The organism is Massilia sp. Dwa41.01b, from assembly GCF_014171775.1.
Taxonomy (GTDB): domain Bacteria; phylum Pseudomonadota; class Gammaproteobacteria; order Burkholderiales; family Burkholderiaceae_D; genus Telluria.
In genome coordinates this window covers 57471-76020 of record NZ_CP050454.1, presented here as the reverse complement: position 1 = coordinate 76020, position 18550 = coordinate 57471, and the positions used below count along the sequence as shown (strand labels likewise).

The window sequence follows — 18550 nt, the reverse complement described above, 5'->3', positions numbered from 1 at the left end:
GAACAACATGCAAAGAAGAGTGACACAGAAGACGGTGCTGGCGTTTTCGATCGCCGCGATGTTCTCAAGCACCGCCTGGGCGCAGGACAGCACCGCCACCGAAGGCACTGCCGCCACCGTCGTCGTGACGGGCACGCGGGTAGCGAACCGCAGCGCCCTCGACACCGCGTCCGCGGTCGACATCATTTCCGCCGACACCCTGAAGAACACCGGCACCACCGAGATGAACCAGGCGCTGTCGGTCGCGCTGCCTTCGCTGAACTTCCCGCGTCCCTCGCTGACGGACGGCACCGACACCATCCGCCCGGCCACGCTGCGTGGCATGGCGCCCGACCAGACCCTGGTGCTGGTCAACTCCAAGCGCCGTCATTCTTCCGCCCTCGTCAACCTGAACGGCAGCGTCGGGCGCGGCTCGGCCGCCGTCGACATGAACACGATCCCGACCGCGATCGTCAAGAACATCGAGGTATTGCGCGATGGCGCCGCCGCCCAGTACGGGTCGGATGCGATCGCCGGCGTCGTCAACCTGCGCCTGCGTACCGACCGGGACGGCGGCGAAGCGGCCATTACCTATGGCGCGCGCATCACCGAATACGACCTCCGGAACGATGTGGCACCTGGCGGCGCTACCTGGAGCGGCCCGGCCTCGCGCGAACGCACCGACGGCCAGAGCACGACGGTCAGTGCCTGGAAGGGCCTGCCCTGGGGAGAGAGCGGCCACATCACGATCGCCGCCGAGTACAAGGACCAGAACCGCACCGAACGCAGCGGCTACGACATGCGCCAGCAATACGCGCGCCTGGCCAACGGCGCCTTCGATCCGCGCGAAAACACGATCAATCGCTTCAATGCCTGGTATGGCGACCCGGAAATGCAGCAGACCACGCTGTTCGCGAACGCCGGCAACAACCTCGGCAACGGCGTCAAGGTCTATGGCTGGGCCAGCTACCAGAACCGCGAAGCGCGTTCGGCCGGCTATTTCCGCATCCCGCAGGACGTGCGCAACCTGACCTCGATCTACCCGAACGGCTTCCTGCCCATCATCGCGCCCACCGTCGACGACTTTTCCGTCACCGGCGGCGTCACCTGGGCAATGGGCAGCTGGGACCTCGACGCCTCCCTCGGCTACGGCAAGAACCGGATGGAATTCGAAATCCAGAACACGCTGAACCGCTCGATCGGACCGACCAGCAAGACTGTCTTCGATGCCGGCGGCTTCTCGTACGACCAGCTGGTGTTCAACCTGACCGGCGTGCGTCCCTTCGATGTGCCCGGCCTGTCGTCGCCGCTGAACGTTGCCGTCGGCACCGAAGTGCGGCGCGAAGGCTATGAACTCTTCGCCGGCGAAGAACAATCGTGGAGCTATGGCGGCCAGAAGCTGGCCGATGGCAAGCCGGCGGCCCCCGGCGCCCAGGTGTTCCCCGGCTTTCGCCCGGCCAACGAGATCGATACCCACCGCAGCGCGGTCGGCGCCTTTGTCGACCTGGAAGCGAACCTGACGCCGCAGCTGCTGGCCTCGGTAGCCGTGCGTGCCGAACACTACTCGGACTTCGGCAACAGCCTGGCAGGAAAGCTCGCCGGCCGCTACGACTTCAGCAAGAGCTTCGCTCTGCGCGGCTCGGTGCAGAACGGCTTTCGCGCGCCGTCGCCGCAGCAGCAGAATTTCACCTCCACCTCGACCAACTTCGTCGACGGCATCCCCTACGAAATCGCGACCTTCCAGCCGACCAATCCGGTCGCGGCCGCCCTCGGCGCACAGCCGCTCGATGCCGAGAAGTCGCTCAACCTGTCGCTCGGCGCGGTGCTGCGCCTGGACCCGGTGAGCATCACGATCGACGCCTACCGCATCAAGATCCGCGACCGCATCGTCCTGTCCGAGAATCTGCTGCAGACCAATGTCGCCGCCTATATCGCCTCGCAGGGGTTTATCGGCGTCACCGGCGGGCGCTTCTTCATCAATGGCGTCGACACCACCACCGACGGGGTCGACATCGTGATGAACTGGCCCATCGCCGCCGGCACGGCAGGGCGCTTCGACGCCACGCTGGCGGCGAACTTCAATCGCACCGAGGTCACCAAAGTACCGGTCACGGCCCAGCTCGCGGCCTTGAATCCGGCACCGGTGCTGTTCGACCGCGCGAATGTCATCGCGATCGAGGAAGGCCAGCCGCGCAGCAAGCTCAGCGCCAACCTGAACTGGAAACTCGGTCCCCTGGGCGCCACCTTCCGCGCTACCCGCTACGGCAAGACGATGACGCCGGGTACCACGCCCGCGGCCGATTTCCCGCTGGCGGCTCGCACCGTGGTCGACCTGGAAGCGCGCTATGCGGTCACGCCCAAGCTGACGCTGGCGCTCGGTGCGGACAACCTGTTCGACCAGTATCCGGAAACCCTGCCGCCGGCGCTGAACCCGAGCGGCAACACGCCGTTCTCGAACTATTCGCCATTCGGCCGTTCGGGACGCTTCGTGTACGCGCGGGCCAACTACGGGTTCTAAGAGTCTATCCCGGTAGTCCGGGGAAAGCTGGTGGCGATGCATGGCAAGCGCGGGCAAGGCGCGAGGAGGCCGCATGGCTGGCCATGCAACGACGAGCAACGCAGCACGCGTTTGTCAGGCGCGCCAGCAGCGACTCCGGACTACCGGGATAGGCTCTAAGACCCGATGGTGGCTGGGCGGTGAAGCCGCCCAGCCTTATGCCATGCCATGCCGGGCCAGGCGCAGCGCCGAGCGGGCGTCGCGCAGGCCCAGGCGGCGGCGCCCAGCGCCAGCGCCGACAAAATCCAGCTTGCCCAGCCGTAATCGACGCGCGCCAGTCCGGCCGGGGCGGCATGCCACCCGGTCGCGACATAGGCCGCGAGGGTGATCAGCACGCCCAGGTTGATGAACAGCAGCAGGTGCAGGACGCGCTCGGATACGGGCAGCACCCGTGTGTCGCCTTCGACGACGACGTCGCGCGCCGAGACGATCACCTCGGCCAGCAGCAGGATGCCAATCCACCACACCCAGTCCCCGTGCCACGCGTACCAGGCGAGCGAGGCGAACAGGCAGGCGAAAATCGCTTCGCGCGCCGCGTGCAGGCCTTCCTCTTCGGCGGCCCCGGGCCGGGCCGGCAATTTCGCCAGCAGCTCGTGGTTGACGACAATATCGGCCAGGCCAAGCAGGCCGTGCAGCAGCAGCGCACAAATAAAGGGCGGCGGCACGATTTTCCCGTCTGTTCTAGACTGGCCGAACGGTCAATTCCGGCGCAGGGCGATGGCGCCGATGGCCAGGCCGACTGCGAAGGCGGCATACACGCCGGCCAGCGACTTTTTCGACAGGCGCTTCTCGTAGCCGGGGTGCAGGCGCTTCGGCGTCAGTTTGTAGTCGGCAAAGCAGGCGATCGCCGAAGTAGCGGCGGACGCGGCGAGCGTTACGCGCAGGTCCTTGCGGTCGAGCTTTTCGCCGGCCAGCTTTTCGAACAGCACCGACCAGAAGGTGGCGCTGGCATGGTGGATCAGGTAGCCGGTGATGGTGTATTTCAGCGAAAAGCCGTCGTGTTCGGCCGCTTCGTCGCCCCAGATCCAGTGGCTGACGGCATTCGTCGGCGCGTAGGCGCTGCCGGCCTCGCCGCGGCCGAGCAGGGCCAGCGCGGCGGTGGAGACGATACTGGACGCGGCACCACCGACCAGGCCGCGTTGCATGGATGTTGACCAATCTGCCATATTGATAATCCTCTTCGACTCGGGTGAAAGGAAGTTGCATGCGGATCTTGCTGACCGGCGCCAGCGGTTTCATCGGGCAGCACCTGCTGAAGGCGCTGCTGGCCGACGGCCACCAGGTCGTGTGCGCGGTGCGCACACCGAAAACAAGCCATGATCCGCGCCTGAACTACGTGCAGGCTGACTTCGCAAACGATACCGGCAAATCGGTTTGGCTGGCGCGCCTGACTTCCGCGGAGGGAAGCATCGACGCCGTCATCAACACGGTCGGCATCTTCCGCGAGTCCGGCAGCCAGACCTTCGAACGCCTGCACCTGGAAACCCCGCGCGCCCTGTTCGCCGCCTGCGCCGACTCCCCGCAGGTGCAGACCATCATCCAGCTGTCGGCCCTGGGCGCGGACGATGAGGCCGAGACGCGCTACCACCTGAGCAAGAAAGCCGGCGACGACTTCCTGGCCAGCCTGCCGCTGCACGCGGGGCAACGCGCCTGGATCGTCCAGCCCTCGCTGGTGTACGGGAAGGAGGGCACCAGCGCGCGGGTGTTCAAGATGCTTGCCAGCCTGCCGTTCGCGGTGCGCTTCGGCAACGCGCCGCAGCTGGTGCAGCCGGTGCACATCGACGACGTGGTGGGCGCGATCCTGGCCCTGTTGCGGCAGCCGTCCGTGCCCGGTGGCAGGGCGCAGCGGGTGCCCCTGGTCGGTCCCCAGGCCTTGCCGTTCACCGATTACCTGGCGGCGCTGCGCAGCGCCATGGGCATGGGCCGGCTGCGCGTGCTGCCCTTGCCCGGGGCGCTGGCGCGCCTGATGGCGAAAGGCGGGCGCTGGCTGCCCGGCGCTTTGCTGGACGAGGACGCCCTGCGCATGCTCGACCGCGGCAACGCCGGCGACCCTGCCGCCATCACCGCGCTGTTGGGCCGCCCGCCGAAAGGCATCGCTGAATTCATCGCCGAACCGCAGGCCGAGCGCACCCTGGCCAAGCTGGGCTGGCTGCTGCCGCTGCTACGCTGGAGCATCGTCGCCGTGTGGATCGCCACGGCCATCGTTTCCTTCGGCCTGTACCCGGTCGAGGCCAGCTACGATCTGCTGGCGCGCACCGGCATTCCCGCCAGCCTGCAGCCGCTGATGCTGTACGGCGCGGCCGGCTTCGACCTGCTGCTGGGGCTGGGCATCGCCTTCCTGCCGCGGCGCCGCCCGCTCTGGCTCGCACAATTGGTCCTGATCGGCTTTTATACGGTCGTGATAGCGTTCAAGCTGCCCGAATTCCTGCTGCACCCCTATGGTCCCCTGACCAAGAATTTACCCATGCTGGCCGCGATCTGGCTGTTGTACGAACTGGAGGAACAGTAAATTGGAATATGTTGTCGTGAAGTGGCTGCACATCCTGTCGTCGACCTTCCTGTTCGGCACCGGCATCGGTTCGGCCTGGTACATGCTGTTTGCCAATATCAGCCGCGACGTGCGCGCGATCGCCGTGGTCAGCCGCAATGTCGTGGTCGCCGACTGGCTGTTTACGGCCACCACCGCCGTGATCCAGCCGGCCACCGGCTTCTACATGATCCACCTGGCGGGCTACCCCTTCCACAGCACCTGGATCATGTGGTCGGTGGCACTGTACGTGCTGGCCGGCGCCTGCTGGCTGCCAGTGGTCTGGATCCAGATCCGCCTGCGCGACCTGGCCGCCGAAGCGGTGCGCACGAACACCGCCTTGCCGCCGCAGTACTGGCGCTATTTCAGGACCTGGGTTGCGCTCGGCATTCCCGCCTTTGCCGCCTTTGTCGCGATCTTCTGGCTGATGGTGGCGAAACCGATGTAAGTACATCAAGCGAACCAGGACAGGGCAGCGGCCGCCGTAGAATGGACCGCGACTTTTCTCACTTACCGCTCACTCACAGGAGGCAATGATGCGGGCTTACCAGATTCTCCCTGGCGACAACATCGACGGGTTGCAGTGCGTGGACTTTCCGCAGCGCGAACTGGCCCCGTTCGAGGTGCGCGTGCGCGTGCATGCGGTGTCGCTGAATTACCGCGACTTGATGGTGGCCAGCGGTAATTACCTGGTGAATGTGGATAACCCCATCATTCCGTGCTCGGACGGTGCCGGCGAAGTGCTGGCCACCGGCCACGGCGTGACGCGCCTGCAGGTGGGCGACCGCGTTGCCGGCTCCTTCTTTCCGCACTGGTTCGATGGCCGCAGCTCGGCGGCGAAGATCCGCCATGCTTTAGGCGGCGACATCGACGGCATGCTCGCCGAGGAAGTCGTGCTGCACGAAGAGGCACTCGTCAAGATTCCGCCGCAGCTGAACTATGTGGAAGCGGCCACCATGCCCTGCGCCGGCGTCACGGCCTGGAATGCGATTTTCGAATCGAGCAACGACATCAGGCCGGGCGACACCGTCCTGCTGCTCGGCACCGGCGGCGTCTCGGTGCTCGGCCTGCAGCTGGCGAAAGCGGCCGGCCTGCGCACCATCATTACCTCCTCGAGCGACGAGAAGCTGCAGCGCGCGCGCGAACTGGGCGCACACCACACGATCAACTACCGCATCACGCCCGAGTGGCAGGAAGAAGTGCTGCGCCTGACGCACGGCATCGGCGCGCACGTCGTGCTGGAAGTGGGCGGCCAGGGCACGGTGAACCGTTCGGTCGCCTCCTGCGCCATGGGCGGCAGCGTCGCCATCATCGGCGGCGTCAGCGGTTTCGGGGGAGAAGTCAATCCGGCCGCCCTGCTGGCCGGCGCCAAGCGCATGGTCGGCATTTTCGTCGGCAGCCGCGCCATGCTCGAGGAAGTCATGCGCTTCGCAGCGGTGGCCGACCTGAAGCCGGTGGTCGACCGCGTGTTCACCTTCGACCAGGCGAAAGAAGCCTACCGCTACATGGAATCGGGCTCGCACTTCGGCAAGGTGGTGATTGCCGTCACCGCCTGAGCGAACTCAGCGGCCTTCGAATTTGACCAGCTCAATTTCGAACAATTTCGGCCACAGCTTGCCGGTGACGTACAGGCGGCGGGTTTTCGCATCGTAGGCGATGCCGTTCAGGACGGCATCGACGGAACCCGTGCCGCGTTTTTCGCGCGGCAGCAGGCCGCTCAAGTCGATCCAGCCGACCACCTTGCCCGAGGCCGGGTCGATGCGGGCGATGACATCGGTCCCCCAGACGTTGGCATACAGTTCGCCGTCGACCATTTCCAGTTCGTTCAGCGAGTCGATCGGCTTGCCGTCGGCGCTGACCGGAACGCGGCGAACTTCCTTCAGCGTTTTCGGATCGAGCACGCGGATACTGGCGCTGCCGTCGCTCATGTAGACGTATTTCGCGTCGCTGGCCAGGCCCCAGCCCTCTCCCTCGTAGGGGAAGCGGCCCTTCATGGCGAGCGTCTTGGCATCGAAGATATAGCCCGTCTTCGCCTGCCAGGTCAGGCCGAGGATACTGTCGCCGATGGCCGTCGACCCTTCGCCGAACACGTCCTGCGGCAGCGCCGTCTTCTGCAGCACCTTGCCGGTTTTCAGTTCCACGCGGCGCAGCGTCGATTGGCCGGTCAGGCCGGTGCTTTCGTAGAGGTGACCGTCGCGGAAGAACAGGCCCTGGGTAAACGCTTTCGGATCGTGCGGATAGGTGTTCTTGACGATGAAACCGTAGACGGGAATCGCGGCCGAAGCAACGTGGCAGGCACAGGCCGAGAGGACAAACGCGACGAGGACGGAGGGTTTCAGCATGCTGGGCCGGAGGCGGTGAATGGGAGCGGTTACTGTAGCAGAAGGCGGGCGCGGGCGCTGTGGCGACAGGCAGGGCAGGGCGTGGCCACGGCGCGTCCGTCCGCAACACCGCGCCTGCTGCCGCACTCCGCGGCAAGCGTGCGCCCGCCCGCTGCGCAGACCCGTGTTAGGCTTTAATCATTGCAATTTTGAGAACAGAACGATGGCACACCTCGGAAAGGCGGCAGTGTTCTGGCTGGCAGCCCTGATGGCGCCGGTGGCGGCGCAGGCGGCACCGGTCTGCGCGGGCTACGCGCAGGAACTGGCGGGGATGCGCGAGTCGGCCGAAGCCTTGCGGGTGGGCGTCGATTACCTGGCGCCGCCCGAGGATGCGCTGGCGGCGCGCCGCATCGAGCAGCTGGAATGGGTGGAACGCCAAAATGCGGCGCGCCTGGCGGAACTGCTCGACGCCTGCGGCTGGCCAGGCCCGGGCGTGGGTGCACGCGCAGCCGGCCTGGCCTGGGCACTGGCGCAGACGGCCAGCACCGACCTGCCCTTCCAGCGCCGCCTGCTGCGTCACCTCGAATCGGCCGTCGCGCACAGGCAAGCGCCGGTGCTCTACCTGGCCATCACGACCGACCGTGTCGCCCTGCTGGAAGAACGTCCCCAGCTCTTCGGCACCCAGCTGCGCCAGGTCGATGCCTGCAACTGGAACTATTATCCGCTCGACGACCGCAAGCAGGTGGAACTGCGGCGCAAGGAAGCCGGCCTGCCGCCGCTGGAGGACTACAAGCGCGGCATCAACGACATGATCGTCAAGGAAAACTGTCCGGTGCCGCTGCCGGAGGCTTCTTCGTCCCCGCAATGACCATATTGTTTATTCAATTTATTTCATATAAATGTTATAAACAGTAATATCGTTGACTGCGCTTGTTTTCGCACTCCCGGCGCAGCCTTCTAAAAATGCCGGGAGACAACCTTAAACGGGCCGCATTACCCTTCGAAACCCTCCAGCACCACCTTGCCGCTGGCCGCCCCGCTTTCGATAAAGGCATGGGCGCGGCGCAGGTTGGCGGCATTGATCGGGCCGAAGTGCTCGGCCAGCGTGGTACGGATGCGGCCATCTTCGACCAGTTGCGCCACTTCGTTGAGCAGGCGGTGCTGCTCCTGGATATCCGGCGTCGTGAACAGCGAACGGGTGAACATCAGTTCCCAGTGCAGCGACAGGCATTTGCGCTTCATGATGCGGATGTCGATCGGTTCCGGGTCGTCGATCAGCGCCAGTTTTCCCTGCGGTTTCAGGGCATTCACCAGGCTTTCGAAATGCTTGTGGGTGTGGGTCAGGCTGACCACGTAATCCACTTCGCCCAGGCCGGCTGCGTTCAGCGCCGCGTCGATCGGGCCGCTGTGGTCGACGACGTGCTGGGCACCGAGGATGCGCACCCATTCCTGGGTCTGCGGACGCGAAGCCGTGGCAATCACGGTGATGCCGGTCAGCTGGCGCGCCAGCTGGACCAGGATCGAGCCGACGCCGCCGGCCGCGCCCACCACCAGCAGTTTTTGTCCGGCGTGCGCGCCGAATTCCAGTCCCAGGCGGTCGAACAGCAGTTCCCAGGCGGTAATTGCCGTCAGCGGCAGCGCCGCTGCTTCGGCAAAGCCGAGGTTGATCGGCATGCGCCCGACGATGCGCTCGTCGACCAGGTGCAGTTCGCTGTTGCTGCCGGGGCGGTTGATCGCACCGGCGTACCAGACGCGGTCGCCCGGGCGGAACAGCGTGACTTCCGGACCGACGGCGCGCACGATGCCGCTGGCGTCATAGCCCATCACCTTCGCATCAAGCTGCCCCTCGGCCGGCAAGCCGCGGCGGATCTTGGTATCGACCGGATTGACCGAGACCGCATGCACTTCGACCAGCAAATCGTGGCCGGTGGCGACCGGGTCGGGCAGGGTGACGTCCTGCAGGGCGGCTTCGTTGTCGGCGGGCAGGGAGGCAAAGGCGGCAATGGCTTTCATGGTGTTTCCTTGTTATCGAATTGGATGGCAGCCAGTGTACCCACCCGAGATTGATCTGATTAGTCGCTATAATCCGAAAAGACTATCCAGGAAGCCGGACAATGAAACTCGATGCGATGGCGCTGTTTGCCCAGGTGGCTGCCAGCGGCAGCTTCACGGCGGCGGCCGCGGCGGTGGGCTTGCCGAAATCGACAGTCAGCGCCCGCGTGGCAGAACTCGAGGCCGCGCTCGGCATGCGCCTGCTGCACCGGACCACGCGCCGCCTGAGCCTGACGGCCGCCGGCCAGGTTTACCTCAGCCATTGCCGCGCCATGCTGGAGGCGGCGAACGCCGCCGACGCCGCCATTTCGCGCCTGCGCGACGAGCCCGGCGGCCACCTGCGCCTGACGGCGCCGGAAGCCTCGGGCATCCTGCTGCTGCCGCCCTTGCTGGCCGCCTTCCACGCGCGCCACCCGGTCGTCACCGTCGAATGCGTGATCACCGATTCCCACCTCGACCTGGTCGCCGAGCGCATCGACCTGGCGCTGCGCACCGGCCAGCTGGGCGACTCGAGCTTCGTGTCGCGCCGCGTCGGCACCATCCGCCGCGTGCTGGTGGCGGCGCCTGGCTACCTGAGCGCGCATGGGATGCCGGCCCATCCGCTCGAACTGGACCGCCACCGCCTGCTGCTGCACGGGGTGCTGCCGCAGTGGCCGCTGCACAGCGAAGGCAAGGTCATTACCGTCAACGCCGCCCACGCGCCGCTGCGTGCGAATAACCTGAACACGCTGCGCGGGCTGGCCCTCGCTGGCGCCGGCATCGCGCTGCTGCCCTGGTTCATGGTGCGCGAGGCGCTTGCCGACGGCAGCCTGGCGCTGGTGCTGCCGGAACACCGCCCGACCGACAACAGTTATTACGCCGTCTATCCTGGACGCAGCCACCGTCCGGCGGCGCTGAGTGCCCTGCTCGACTTCATCGACGTCTACGGCCTGGCGAACTACCTCTCGTGAACGCATCGCCACCGAACTGTGCGCCGGTGCCAGTGTGCTCCCCCTAAGATGGCCGTGACTGAACGACAATACAGGCCGTACACCGGCTTCCGCCACCACCCGCCACAGGAGCAGAGCGATGAACACCCAGACGATTGCGCCCGCCGCAGCCAAGCGCGAGGACCTCGGCAAGCTGCTGCTGCGCGTGGTCCTGGCGATATTGCTCCTGTTTCACGGCTTCTCCAAGCTCAGCAGCGGCATCGGTTTCGTGACCGGAGCACTGGCGCAGATGGGATTGCCGGCAGCGATCGGCTACCTCGTCTATGTGGGTGAAATCATCGCGCCCTTGCTGATCCTGTTCGGCATCTGGACCCGGCCCGCGGCCCTGATCGTGGCCGGCAACATGGTCGTCGCCGTGCTGCTGGTGCATACGTCCCAGTTCTTCACGATGTCGCCCACGGGTGGCTGGGCGCTCGAACTGCAGGGCATGTATTTCATCGCAGCCATCGCCGTCGCTCTGCTAGGAGCGGGGCGCTACAGCGTCGGCGGACGCGCCGGCAAGTGGAACTGAAGGGACGCCAGCACGCTCCTGGGCGAAGCTCTACACTGCGATCCTCATTCTGAATTGGAGAAGAGCATGTCCAACGGAAAAGCCGCCATCGTCACCGGCGCTTCACGCGGCATCGGCCGCGCCATCGCGCTGCGCCTTGCCCACGATGGTTTCGCAGTGGCCGTCAATTACGCCAGCCGGCGAGAAGATGCCGAGGAAGTGGTCGACATGATTGCCGCCCGGGGCGGACGCGCCGTCGCCATCCAGGCCGACGTCGCCAGCAGCGCGGACGCGGCGCGCCTGTTCGACGAAGCCCAGGCAGCGTTTGGCGAGATCGATGTCGTCATCAACAACGCCGGCGTCATCCAGCCCGGCACGACGCTGCTGGCCGATACCGACGACGCCCTGTACGAGCGCATTTTTTCGATCAACACGCGCGGCACCTTCCACATGCTGCGCCTGGCCGCCACCCGCCTGCGCCATGGCGGACGCATCGTCAACTTTTCCACCAGCGTCATCGGCCTGGCCATGCCGGGCTATGCCGTGTACGCGGGCGCCAAGGCGGCGGTGGAGACCTTTACGAACATCTTTGCCAAGGAAATGCGCGGCAAGGGTATTTCGGTGATGGCGGTGGCACCGGGGCCGACCGCGACCGAACTCTTCCTCGACGGTAAGCCGGCGGAACTGGTCGAACGCCTGGCCAAGGCGGCGCCGCTGGAGCGGCTCGGTACGCCCGAGGATATTGCGAACACCGTGTCCTTCCTGGTCGGACCGGAAGGGGAATGGGTGAATGGGCAGACGCTGCGGGTGAATGGCGGGATCGTGTAGGTTTAGAGCGCCTTCGTGCCAGACTGCTTGCCTTTGGCCGGCGGCGCGATATGCGCGGTCATGTCGACGAAAAAAAACCTGGCAGTTGTGGCCGGAAAGGGTTTGGCGGCCCAGATCGCGGCGGCAACCGCCTCGTCAAAGCCGGGCAGCGCCGTTTGCGTCAGCGTGGTCACGGTCTTGACCTTGCCGTCCTCGTCCAGGGAGACGCCGAGCTTGACCATATAGTTGCCGGGAGGCGCATTCCCCGGCAGCTGGTAAGCAAGGGGTGCCAGGTGCTCGAGCAGCTGGGCGTGCGTCGGCGGTTCGCCGCGCCCCGCTTCCTGATGCGCGGCATCTGCCGCAGGCTCGGCCGGCACCAGTGGCGAATCGAGTTCGTACATGAAGTGCAAAAACTTGAACGCGAAGGCCACCAGCACGATGCGCAGGAACCAGCGTGCCGCTTTCTCGCGTGGACTGAACACACGCGGCTGGTCGGGATCGTGCGCGGCCCAGGTGGCGTCCCAGTGCGCGACGTTGTCGGGATTCGTGACCAGGAACAGCAGCGCCGGAAAACGCGCCTGCATCGAGCGCAGCTCGCGCATGCTCTGCACGATCTCGAGCGTATCGGCCTGTTTTTCACGGCGCAGCAGCATGGTAATTCTCTGCTGCACCGAGCGCATCGTGATTTCCTGCGCGAAGAACACAGTGCGTTCGTCGATCGCCTGGTTCAGCAGATTGCCGTAGTAACCGAACTGCGCCAGCGCGCGGCGCTCGCGGTCCCAGCCGAAGACATTGATCGCCGCCGGGAACAGGGTTTCGTGGCCGGGACGCCAGCCGTTTCCCAGGATGCTGACGATGCGCCATTCGAACTGCAGGCGAGCATCGATGTTGATGAGTTCAGCGTCGGCCAGGCGCGTGCGCAATACCGCCTCCCAGGCGTCGACGTCGGCTAGTTGCTCCCGTGCGGCAAGCGCGTTGACGTCGGCCAGGTAACGCTCCCAGACGGCGTCCAGCGCCCGTTCGGCCTCGCTGAGGGCTTCGGCCGGCTCTTCGACAGGCGCGACCGGATCAGCTGCCGCTTCCTGGGCCACCGTTGCGGTGCCGGCGCTGTCGAGCGCGACGGTCCCGCTGTGTGCAGGAGGCAGCTCGGCATGGACGGCATGCGTCGGCTCGTGCTCGCCAGGCGCTGACTCTTCCTGCCCGCTGTGCTCGTATTGCCGGTACTGCGCCCAGTCCATCGCCGTCTCGTAGGCATCGCGCAGGGCCTGGAAGCCGGCTGCATCCTGCGCCTGGTCGATCCCCTTCAGCCTTTTCGCATAAGCGCGGCGGATGGCGCGTTCGTCGGCCTGTTCGTCCAGTCCGAGCGCAAGCAGGAAGTCGTGCGTCGCTTCCATCTCAATCGTCCGGGAGCAGGAAACTCTGGTGCTCGAAGTAGTCGAGCACCTTGCGGAATTCGACCAGGGCCGGAGCGATCACGTGGCGGTCCTGCGATTCCAGCGCCGTTTCGAAATGCGTGATCTGCTTGCCGAGCTGTTCCCGCGCCACGCCGCGCAGCTGCTGGTACAGGCGCTCGCCACGTGCCAGCAGGGTACGGTTTTCCATACGGTCGCGCGGGTGGATTTTCAGTTCCGACAGCGCCACCAGGCGCTGGGCGATCTCCGCCTCGGTCAACAGGCCGGGATTCCCTTCGATCACGAGCGTGTGCACTTCACCCGTGCGCACCAGCGTCGCCTCCACCTGCAGCAGGCCGTTCACGTCATAGGTCAGGCGCACATCGACGGCGTTCTGGTCGCGCGGGCCGGGCGGCAGCTTGATCTTCAGTTGACCGAGCTTGATGTTGTCGGCCGCCATGCGCGCTTCGCCCTGGTAGATGTTCAGGTCGACCTGGGCCTGGTTGTCCTGCACGGGGTAGTAACGCTTGACGCGGCTGACCGGGATCACGGTATTGCGTTCGATGATCGGGTCGAAATGGCCGTGCGACATGTTCCCGTTGTCGAGGCTGATCGACGTATCGGTGCCGAGCGAATACGGGGCGACATCGGTCATCACGACTTCGTCGAGGGCCGCATCGTTCATCTTCAGGCCGGCCTGCACCGCCGCCCCCAGGGCGACGACTTCGTCCGGATTGATGTCGCCCGACGGGAAGCGCCCGAACATGCGCGCGACCATCCGGCGCACGATCGGCATCCGCGTCGCGCCGCCGGCCAGCACGATGTTGTCGAGCTGGGCGATCGGCAGGCGGGCGTCGCGCAGGGCGCGCTCGACCGGGTGGCGCAGGCGTGCCAGCAAATCGGCGCAGGCTTTCTCGAAGCTTGCTTCGTCGAGCGTCATGCCGTAATCCGCCTTGCCGTCGCCGACGCGGATGGATGCCTGCGGCGCCTCGCTCAGCGCGCGCTTGGCCAGTTCCACCTGGGCGTGCAGGCGCTGCATGAACTGGGGGTCGCCACGCAGCGCTTGCGGCACTTTCGCTTCCTGGAAGAAGCGCTCGACCAGGACGCCGACGAAATCTTCGCCGCCCAGGTAATTGTCGCCGGCCGAGGCGCGCACTTCCATCACGTTTTCGAACAGGTCGAGCACGGACACGTCGAAGGTGCCGCCGCCCAGGTCGAAGACGAGGAATTTCGATTCGCTGTCGCGCAGGTGGATGCCGTAGGCCATTGCCGCCGCGGTGGGTTCGTTGAGCAGGCGTTCGACTTTCAGGCCGGCTAATTGACCGGCGGCGCGGGTCGCTTTTCGCTGCGCGTCGGAGAAGTACGCAGGGACGGTGATGATGGCTTCAAGCACCGGCTGGCCCAGCGCCGCCTCGACGTCTTCCTTCAGCGAGCGCAGGATCAGGGCGGAGAGTTCCTCAGGGCGAAAACTTTTTTTCCCCAGCTGGAGCGTCTTGTCGCTGCCCATCAAACGCTTGAAGTTGGCGGCACTCGCCTTCGGATGCGTCTGCAGGCGTTCGCGCGCGGCCCGTCCGACCAGAATCGAGCCGTCCTCGTCGACGCTGACGCAGGAAGGTGTCAGGAATTCGCCGACGCTGTTCGGAATCAGGCGCGCCGCGCCGTTTTCCCATACCGCGGCCAGGCTGTTGGTGGTGCCCAGGTCAATCCCGACGATCATGCTGCGCTCCGATGCATTCAAAATTGCAAAAAAGCATCATATCGCAGGCACAGACGGGCTTCCAGAAGAAAGTGCTTTTTTTGTAAGCATGCACGGCGGATGCACGCTGAGGGAGCCTCTAGCAGCCGCTGCGGTGCGGCGCTGCAACGCAGCCGGGGTGCTTGTGGCGCGCGCTTACTCCATGGCGATCGCGTAGCGCACATCCTGCCGGTCCTGGCTTTCCTGGCCGGCCACCAGATAGGTATCCCAGCCGAGCCGCCCCAGCGTGCTGCCTTCGCGCATGGTCACCGGGCGCACATCGGCCGCGCGCAGCACCAGTTCCACTTCGATTTCGAGCGTCACACCCACCAGTAGCACCAGCAGGCTGGCCAGGGCGCGCGCTGCCTGCCCGCCGGGCAGGAAGCCGATGAAACCGGCATAGTCGAGTGGCCCGACGACGAGGCGCAGCCGCAGGTCGCGCTGCCAGACGCGCTCGCCGGCAATCGCGCGGCTGCCGAGCACGGCGTTGTCGCTGCCGAGCAGGGTCTGCTGTTCCAGCGGCACCGTGTACCAGGCACCGACGAACTGCTCGACCCGGACAAGCTGGCCAAAATATGCCGACAGCACCCGCCCGACCTGCACCGCCGACACCGGCCGCTGGCGCAGCGAGGCGGCAAAGTAGCCGAGCGACTCGTCCAGTACGGCACCTCGTTCGGGCTGCGCCAGGCGCGCGCGCAGGGCGGTATTGCCCAAGCCTCCAAGCGACAGCAGCAGCGGCAGGAAGCGGTCCTGCCCGCCAAGTTCATATTTGAGGTGCAGGCGGTACTTGCGCCAGGCCGCATAAAACAGCGCCAGCGAGCGGTTCGAGAAGGTGTCGAGAAAGGCGCGCGCGCCCTCGTCCTTTTCGTTGAACAGGTGGTCGGCGATCCGTTCCGTATAGTGCGGCGGCAGCACCCCGTGTCCACCCAGCAGGCCCATGAAGGAAGGCGTGATGCGGATCCATTTCATTTCACTAGAGGCCAGCGCCGCGCCAAGCGTACTGGCCTTGAGATCGATGCCCCGTGGCTCGGTCTGGATGGCTTCCAACTGACTTGCCGGAAAGCGCAGCGAGGTCGAGTTCTGGAAGCGCAAAAAATTCGCCACCAGTCCCTGACCGGGCGCGCCATTGCGTTTCAACCAGAGTTCGAGCAGGCGCACCGCCTGGAAATACTCGAAGCGGTAGGGCTCGCGGAACAGGCGCTCGATTACAGCAGGCTCAAATCGCCGCTTTTGGGTGTGCATGTGAATAATTCTTCCCCGCTTTTCGCGGACACGATGACCAGTTGCGTGAAACTGTTGGCATGCACATACAGAGCAAGAAAACGCTCGACGATGTGGGCAAAGCCGTGGATGCCGCTGCCGATGAAGGCTTCCTCGTCGATGCTCAAGCGCACCTGCACGCCGCGCACCAGGCAGGTAAACGGATTGCCTGCCAGCCAGGCGCTGGTGGCTTTCTGTTCGATGGCGACAATGCCGCCGATCTGGCGCTGCGATGCGGGCGAGCGCGGCAGGTCGTACAGGGCCAGCATTTCGCGGAAGGCATCCACGCCGCCGGCGCTGAGCGACAGGTGGTTCAGCGACAGGTGCGAAATCAGCCGCCAGTGCGCGCCGCGGCCGCTGGGAAAGCGGCAGGAAGCCGTGGGTTTGCGCAGGAAGCTGATGCTGCGCACGCTCGATCCCCCTTCCAGGAACAGATCGCCGCCAGCCTGGCCGTAGCTGAGCAGGGCGGGCAGGTCGCGGTTCGAGCAGGTCAGTTCCAGGTTCAGGGTGTCGGTCTCGACGGCGGCGGGGTCGAAGTCGATGTCGACGATGGTGATGTGCGTCTCGAAACCGGGACTGCGCTCGAGCAGGGTCTCGTCGCGCCGCATCGCCCAGTAATGCCCGTGCTGCTCTGCCGTCTGGGCGTGCTGCAGCGAATAGAAGGGGCGGAATTCAACGATGGTTTCGCCTTGCGGCGTCTGCCGCACCAGGTTCACCGAATCGATCGCCTGCACCTCGTAGGCAAAGGCGCGGCGCGCATCGGCCAGCACCGGGTAACTCGCCGTGGCGTGGGTCAGGCGGATCGGCTCGCCGCGCTGGCGGAACAAATTCACCACCGGCGTGCAGCCGAGCAGCACGTTATGGGCCGACAGGGTGCCGAGCAGGCGGGCCGTGTTCGAGTCGCTGCGGATGCTGGACAAGGCCAGGTGCAGCGTGACCGACTTGGTGCTCGCGGGCAGGGCGGCGCAGACGGCGGCCAGGTCGATATCGAAGAAATTGAATTTTTCGGGAAAGCAGAAGTATTCCGTCAACAGGCGATAAGCCGCGTGCGAGCGCGCCGGGAAGTCGATCAGCGCCTCGTCTTCGTCGAAGCCGGCGGGGCACACGGGCACCGCCCCCAGTGGCAGCCAGCGGCCATTGCCGTCCGCTTCCCCCAGACCGCGCAGGCGCGCATGAACAGGGCGTCGCGCAGCGCCGCGCAGAACGAGGGTTCGCCATCGATGAACAGCCGCAGCGTCGGCAGCGCCAGCTGCGCCAGCGTCTGCGCGCCGGTACAGGCCAGGCTCAGGCTGAGCGAGGCGCTGGCGTTGGCCGGCGCGCGCACCCCAATCGGTGCGCGCAGGATGTCGGCGAACGCGGCGGCGTTCAGCGCCAGCGGCGCCACCGTCACCTCATACACGGTGCGGAAAGTGCAGGCGGCGCCGCGCACCGGGCGGGTGGTGAGCTCGGTGCCGCGGGGGATGGTGCCGGCCGTGCTCTGCTGCCCGGCGCCGGCCGTGTCCATGCGTGCGATCGAGCAAGAGGGAAACGGGCGCAGGTAGTGCGGGTAGAGCACGTCGAACAGTGCTTCGGTGAATTCCGGGTAATCGTCGTCGAGGCGCTTCGCGATGCGCGCGTTGAGCAGGGCGAAGGACTCGATCATGCGCTCGGTATGCGGGTCTTCGCAGACCTCGCCGCCGATCAAGAGACGCCCGGCGATCTTCGGATAGCGCTCGGCGAATTCGCGCAGGGTGCGGCGCAGGTAGCCGAGCTCGCTTTCGTAATAGGGCAGCATCTGTTCCATTTACGCTCCCGCGGGCGCCGCGCGCCCTGCCTTGCTGATGCTGTAGCTGAGTGTGGAAGGCTGCAGCACGGCGTCGAAATTCACCGATTCCTGCGACGCACTGGCCACGAGCAGCGCCGTGATCGAAAAGTTCAGGCGGTTGACGGCCCCGTCGCGCAGTTCCAGGTGCGCCTTCACCTTGCGCAGGCGTGGCTCGTGACAGGCGATCGCCTTTTCGATGCACTGGCAGATCGCCGCGCGGTCCGACGGACTCGACAGCGACAAATCGGCGAAGTCACGCAAGCCGTAACCCACCACCGAACGCACGCATTCCGGAAAACCCTTCAACAGGTGTTCCGGTATCACCGAGCGGGTATTGAGCAGCGCCTCGAGGTCGCGCGCCACCGCATCCTTCATGTCTTCCAAGGCATTGCGCGACAGCGCGCCGCCGCCGCGCTGCGGCACCCCGAGCAGGCGGTCGAACAATCCTGGCGTGAAGCCTGTCATGGCACTCTCCTTCATCTCATTGGCACGGGCATCGGACTAGTGTGTCCGTGCAACGCGCCACCGGCCTTGAAGAAAAATAAGGAAGCGCAAACGCCCGTGATGGCGTTGTGCAATACCGACGTTTGAGCAAGCGCAAATCCTCACCGTTGGGGCGGGTGCTACTGTTTCCGTTG

The 18550-nt window shown here is 65.8% G+C and carries 16 protein-coding genes and 1 pseudogene; 8 read left to right on the top strand and 9 right to left on the bottom strand.

Annotated features, from left to right (window positions below; all coding sequences use genetic code 11):
- Positions 1–7 precede the first annotated feature (7 nt).
- Positions 8–2497 carry a TonB-dependent siderophore receptor gene (locus G4G28_RS00355; protein ID WP_182990411.1) on the top strand — a complete coding sequence of 830 codons (2490 nt, stop codon included), beginning with the start codon at positions 8–10 and terminating at the stop codon, positions 2495–2497.
- A gap of 155 nt (positions 2498–2652) precedes the next feature.
- On the opposite strand, the gene G4G28_RS00350 is transcribed toward G4G28_RS00355, so the two are convergent.
- Positions 2653–3201 carry a hypothetical protein gene (locus G4G28_RS00350; protein ID WP_183107928.1) on the bottom strand — a complete coding sequence of 183 codons (549 nt, stop codon included), beginning with the start codon at positions 3199–3201 and terminating at the stop codon, positions 2653–2655.
- A 33-nt stretch (positions 3202–3234) separates the two neighbouring features.
- Entirely contained in the window at positions 3235–3681 is a 447-nt protein-coding gene (locus G4G28_RS00345; protein ID WP_229425335.1) for a hypothetical protein, read from the bottom strand.
- A 59-nt stretch (positions 3682–3740) separates the two neighbouring features.
- On the opposite strand from G4G28_RS00345, the gene G4G28_RS00340 reads away from it, so the two are divergent.
- From G4G28_RS00340 to G4G28_RS00330, 3 genes are all read left to right on the top strand, one after another.
- Complete coding sequence (locus G4G28_RS00340) at positions 3741–5045, top strand: SDR family oxidoreductase (protein WP_183107927.1); 1305 nt, start codon at positions 3741–3743, stop codon at positions 5043–5045.
- A 1-nt stretch (position 5046) separates the two neighbouring features.
- Positions 5047–5511: a DUF2269 domain-containing protein gene (locus G4G28_RS00335; protein ID WP_182990408.1), complete on the top strand. Its 465-nt coding sequence runs from the start codon at positions 5047–5049 to the stop codon at positions 5509–5511.
- 88 nt (positions 5512–5599) lie between these two features.
- Positions 5600–6619: an NAD(P)-dependent alcohol dehydrogenase gene (locus G4G28_RS00330; RefSeq protein ID WP_182990407.1), complete on the top strand. Its 1020-nt coding sequence runs from the start codon at positions 5600–5602 to the stop codon at positions 6617–6619.
- Between the two features lie 6 nt (positions 6620–6625).
- On the opposite strand, the gene G4G28_RS00325 is transcribed toward G4G28_RS00330, so the two are convergent.
- Positions 6626–7405, bottom strand: a complete 780-nt coding sequence (locus G4G28_RS00325) for a glutaminyl-peptide cyclotransferase (RefSeq protein ID WP_182990406.1) — start codon at positions 7403–7405, stop codon at positions 6626–6628.
- Between the two features lie 202 nt (positions 7406–7607).
- Here G4G28_RS00325 and G4G28_RS00320 point away from each other — a divergent pair, with 202 nt between their 5' ends.
- Positions 7608–8252 (top strand): DUF6624 domain-containing protein, encoded by a 645-nt coding sequence (locus G4G28_RS00320; protein ID WP_182990405.1) that lies wholly within the window; start codon positions 7608–7610, stop codon positions 8250–8252.
- A gap of 125 nt (positions 8253–8377) precedes the next feature.
- Here the strand turns inward: G4G28_RS00320 and G4G28_RS00315 are convergent, their stop codons facing one another.
- On the bottom strand, positions 8378–9397 hold the full coding sequence (locus tag G4G28_RS00315; protein ID WP_182990404.1) for a zinc-binding alcohol dehydrogenase family protein: 1020 nt from the start codon (positions 9395–9397) through the stop codon (positions 8378–8380).
- Between the two features lie 101 nt (positions 9398–9498).
- Here G4G28_RS00315 and G4G28_RS00310 point away from each other — a divergent pair, with 101 nt between their 5' ends.
- The 3 genes from G4G28_RS00310 to G4G28_RS00300 all read left to right on the top strand — a co-directional run bounded on the left by G4G28_RS00310 (position 9499) and on the right by G4G28_RS00300 (position 11743).
- Positions 9499–10386 carry a LysR family transcriptional regulator gene (locus tag G4G28_RS00310; RefSeq protein ID WP_182990403.1) on the top strand — a complete coding sequence of 296 codons (888 nt, stop codon included), beginning with the start codon at positions 9499–9501 and terminating at the stop codon, positions 10384–10386.
- A 118-nt stretch (positions 10387–10504) separates the two neighbouring features.
- Complete coding sequence (locus G4G28_RS00305; protein ID WP_182990402.1) at positions 10505–10936, top strand: DoxX family protein; 432 nt, start codon at positions 10505–10507, stop codon at positions 10934–10936.
- Between the two features lie 66 nt (positions 10937–11002).
- On the top strand, positions 11003–11743 hold the full coding sequence (locus G4G28_RS00300) for an SDR family oxidoreductase (RefSeq protein ID WP_182990401.1): 741 nt from the start codon (positions 11003–11005) through the stop codon (positions 11741–11743).
- A 2-nt stretch (positions 11744–11745) separates the two neighbouring features.
- Here G4G28_RS00300 and G4G28_RS00295 read toward each other — a convergent pair whose 3' ends face one another.
- From G4G28_RS00295 to tssE, 5 genes and pseudogenes are all read right to left on the bottom strand, one after another.
- Positions 11746–13116: a TonB C-terminal domain-containing protein gene (locus G4G28_RS00295; protein ID WP_182990400.1), complete on the bottom strand. Its 1371-nt coding sequence runs from the start codon at positions 13114–13116 to the stop codon at positions 11746–11748.
- Position 13117: 1 nt separating this feature from the next.
- A complete protein-coding gene (locus G4G28_RS00290) occupies positions 13118–14830 on the bottom strand; it encodes an Hsp70 family protein (RefSeq protein WP_182990399.1) in 1713 nt (570 codons plus the stop codon).
- Between the two features lie 174 nt (positions 14831–15004).
- A complete protein-coding gene (tssG, locus tag G4G28_RS00285) occupies positions 15005–16090 on the bottom strand; it encodes a type VI secretion system baseplate subunit TssG (RefSeq protein WP_183107926.1) in 1086 nt (361 codons plus the stop codon).
- A pseudogene (gene tssF / locus G4G28_RS00280) lies at positions 16054–17891 on the bottom strand (type VI secretion system baseplate subunit TssF). The gene tssG and the pseudogene tssF overlap by 37 nt, the downstream one beginning before the upstream one ends.
- Positions 17892–18377: a type VI secretion system baseplate subunit TssE gene (gene tssE / locus G4G28_RS00275; RefSeq protein ID WP_182990397.1), complete on the bottom strand. Its 486-nt coding sequence runs from the start codon at positions 18375–18377 to the stop codon at positions 17892–17894.
- Positions 18378–18550: the final 173 nt, after the last annotated feature.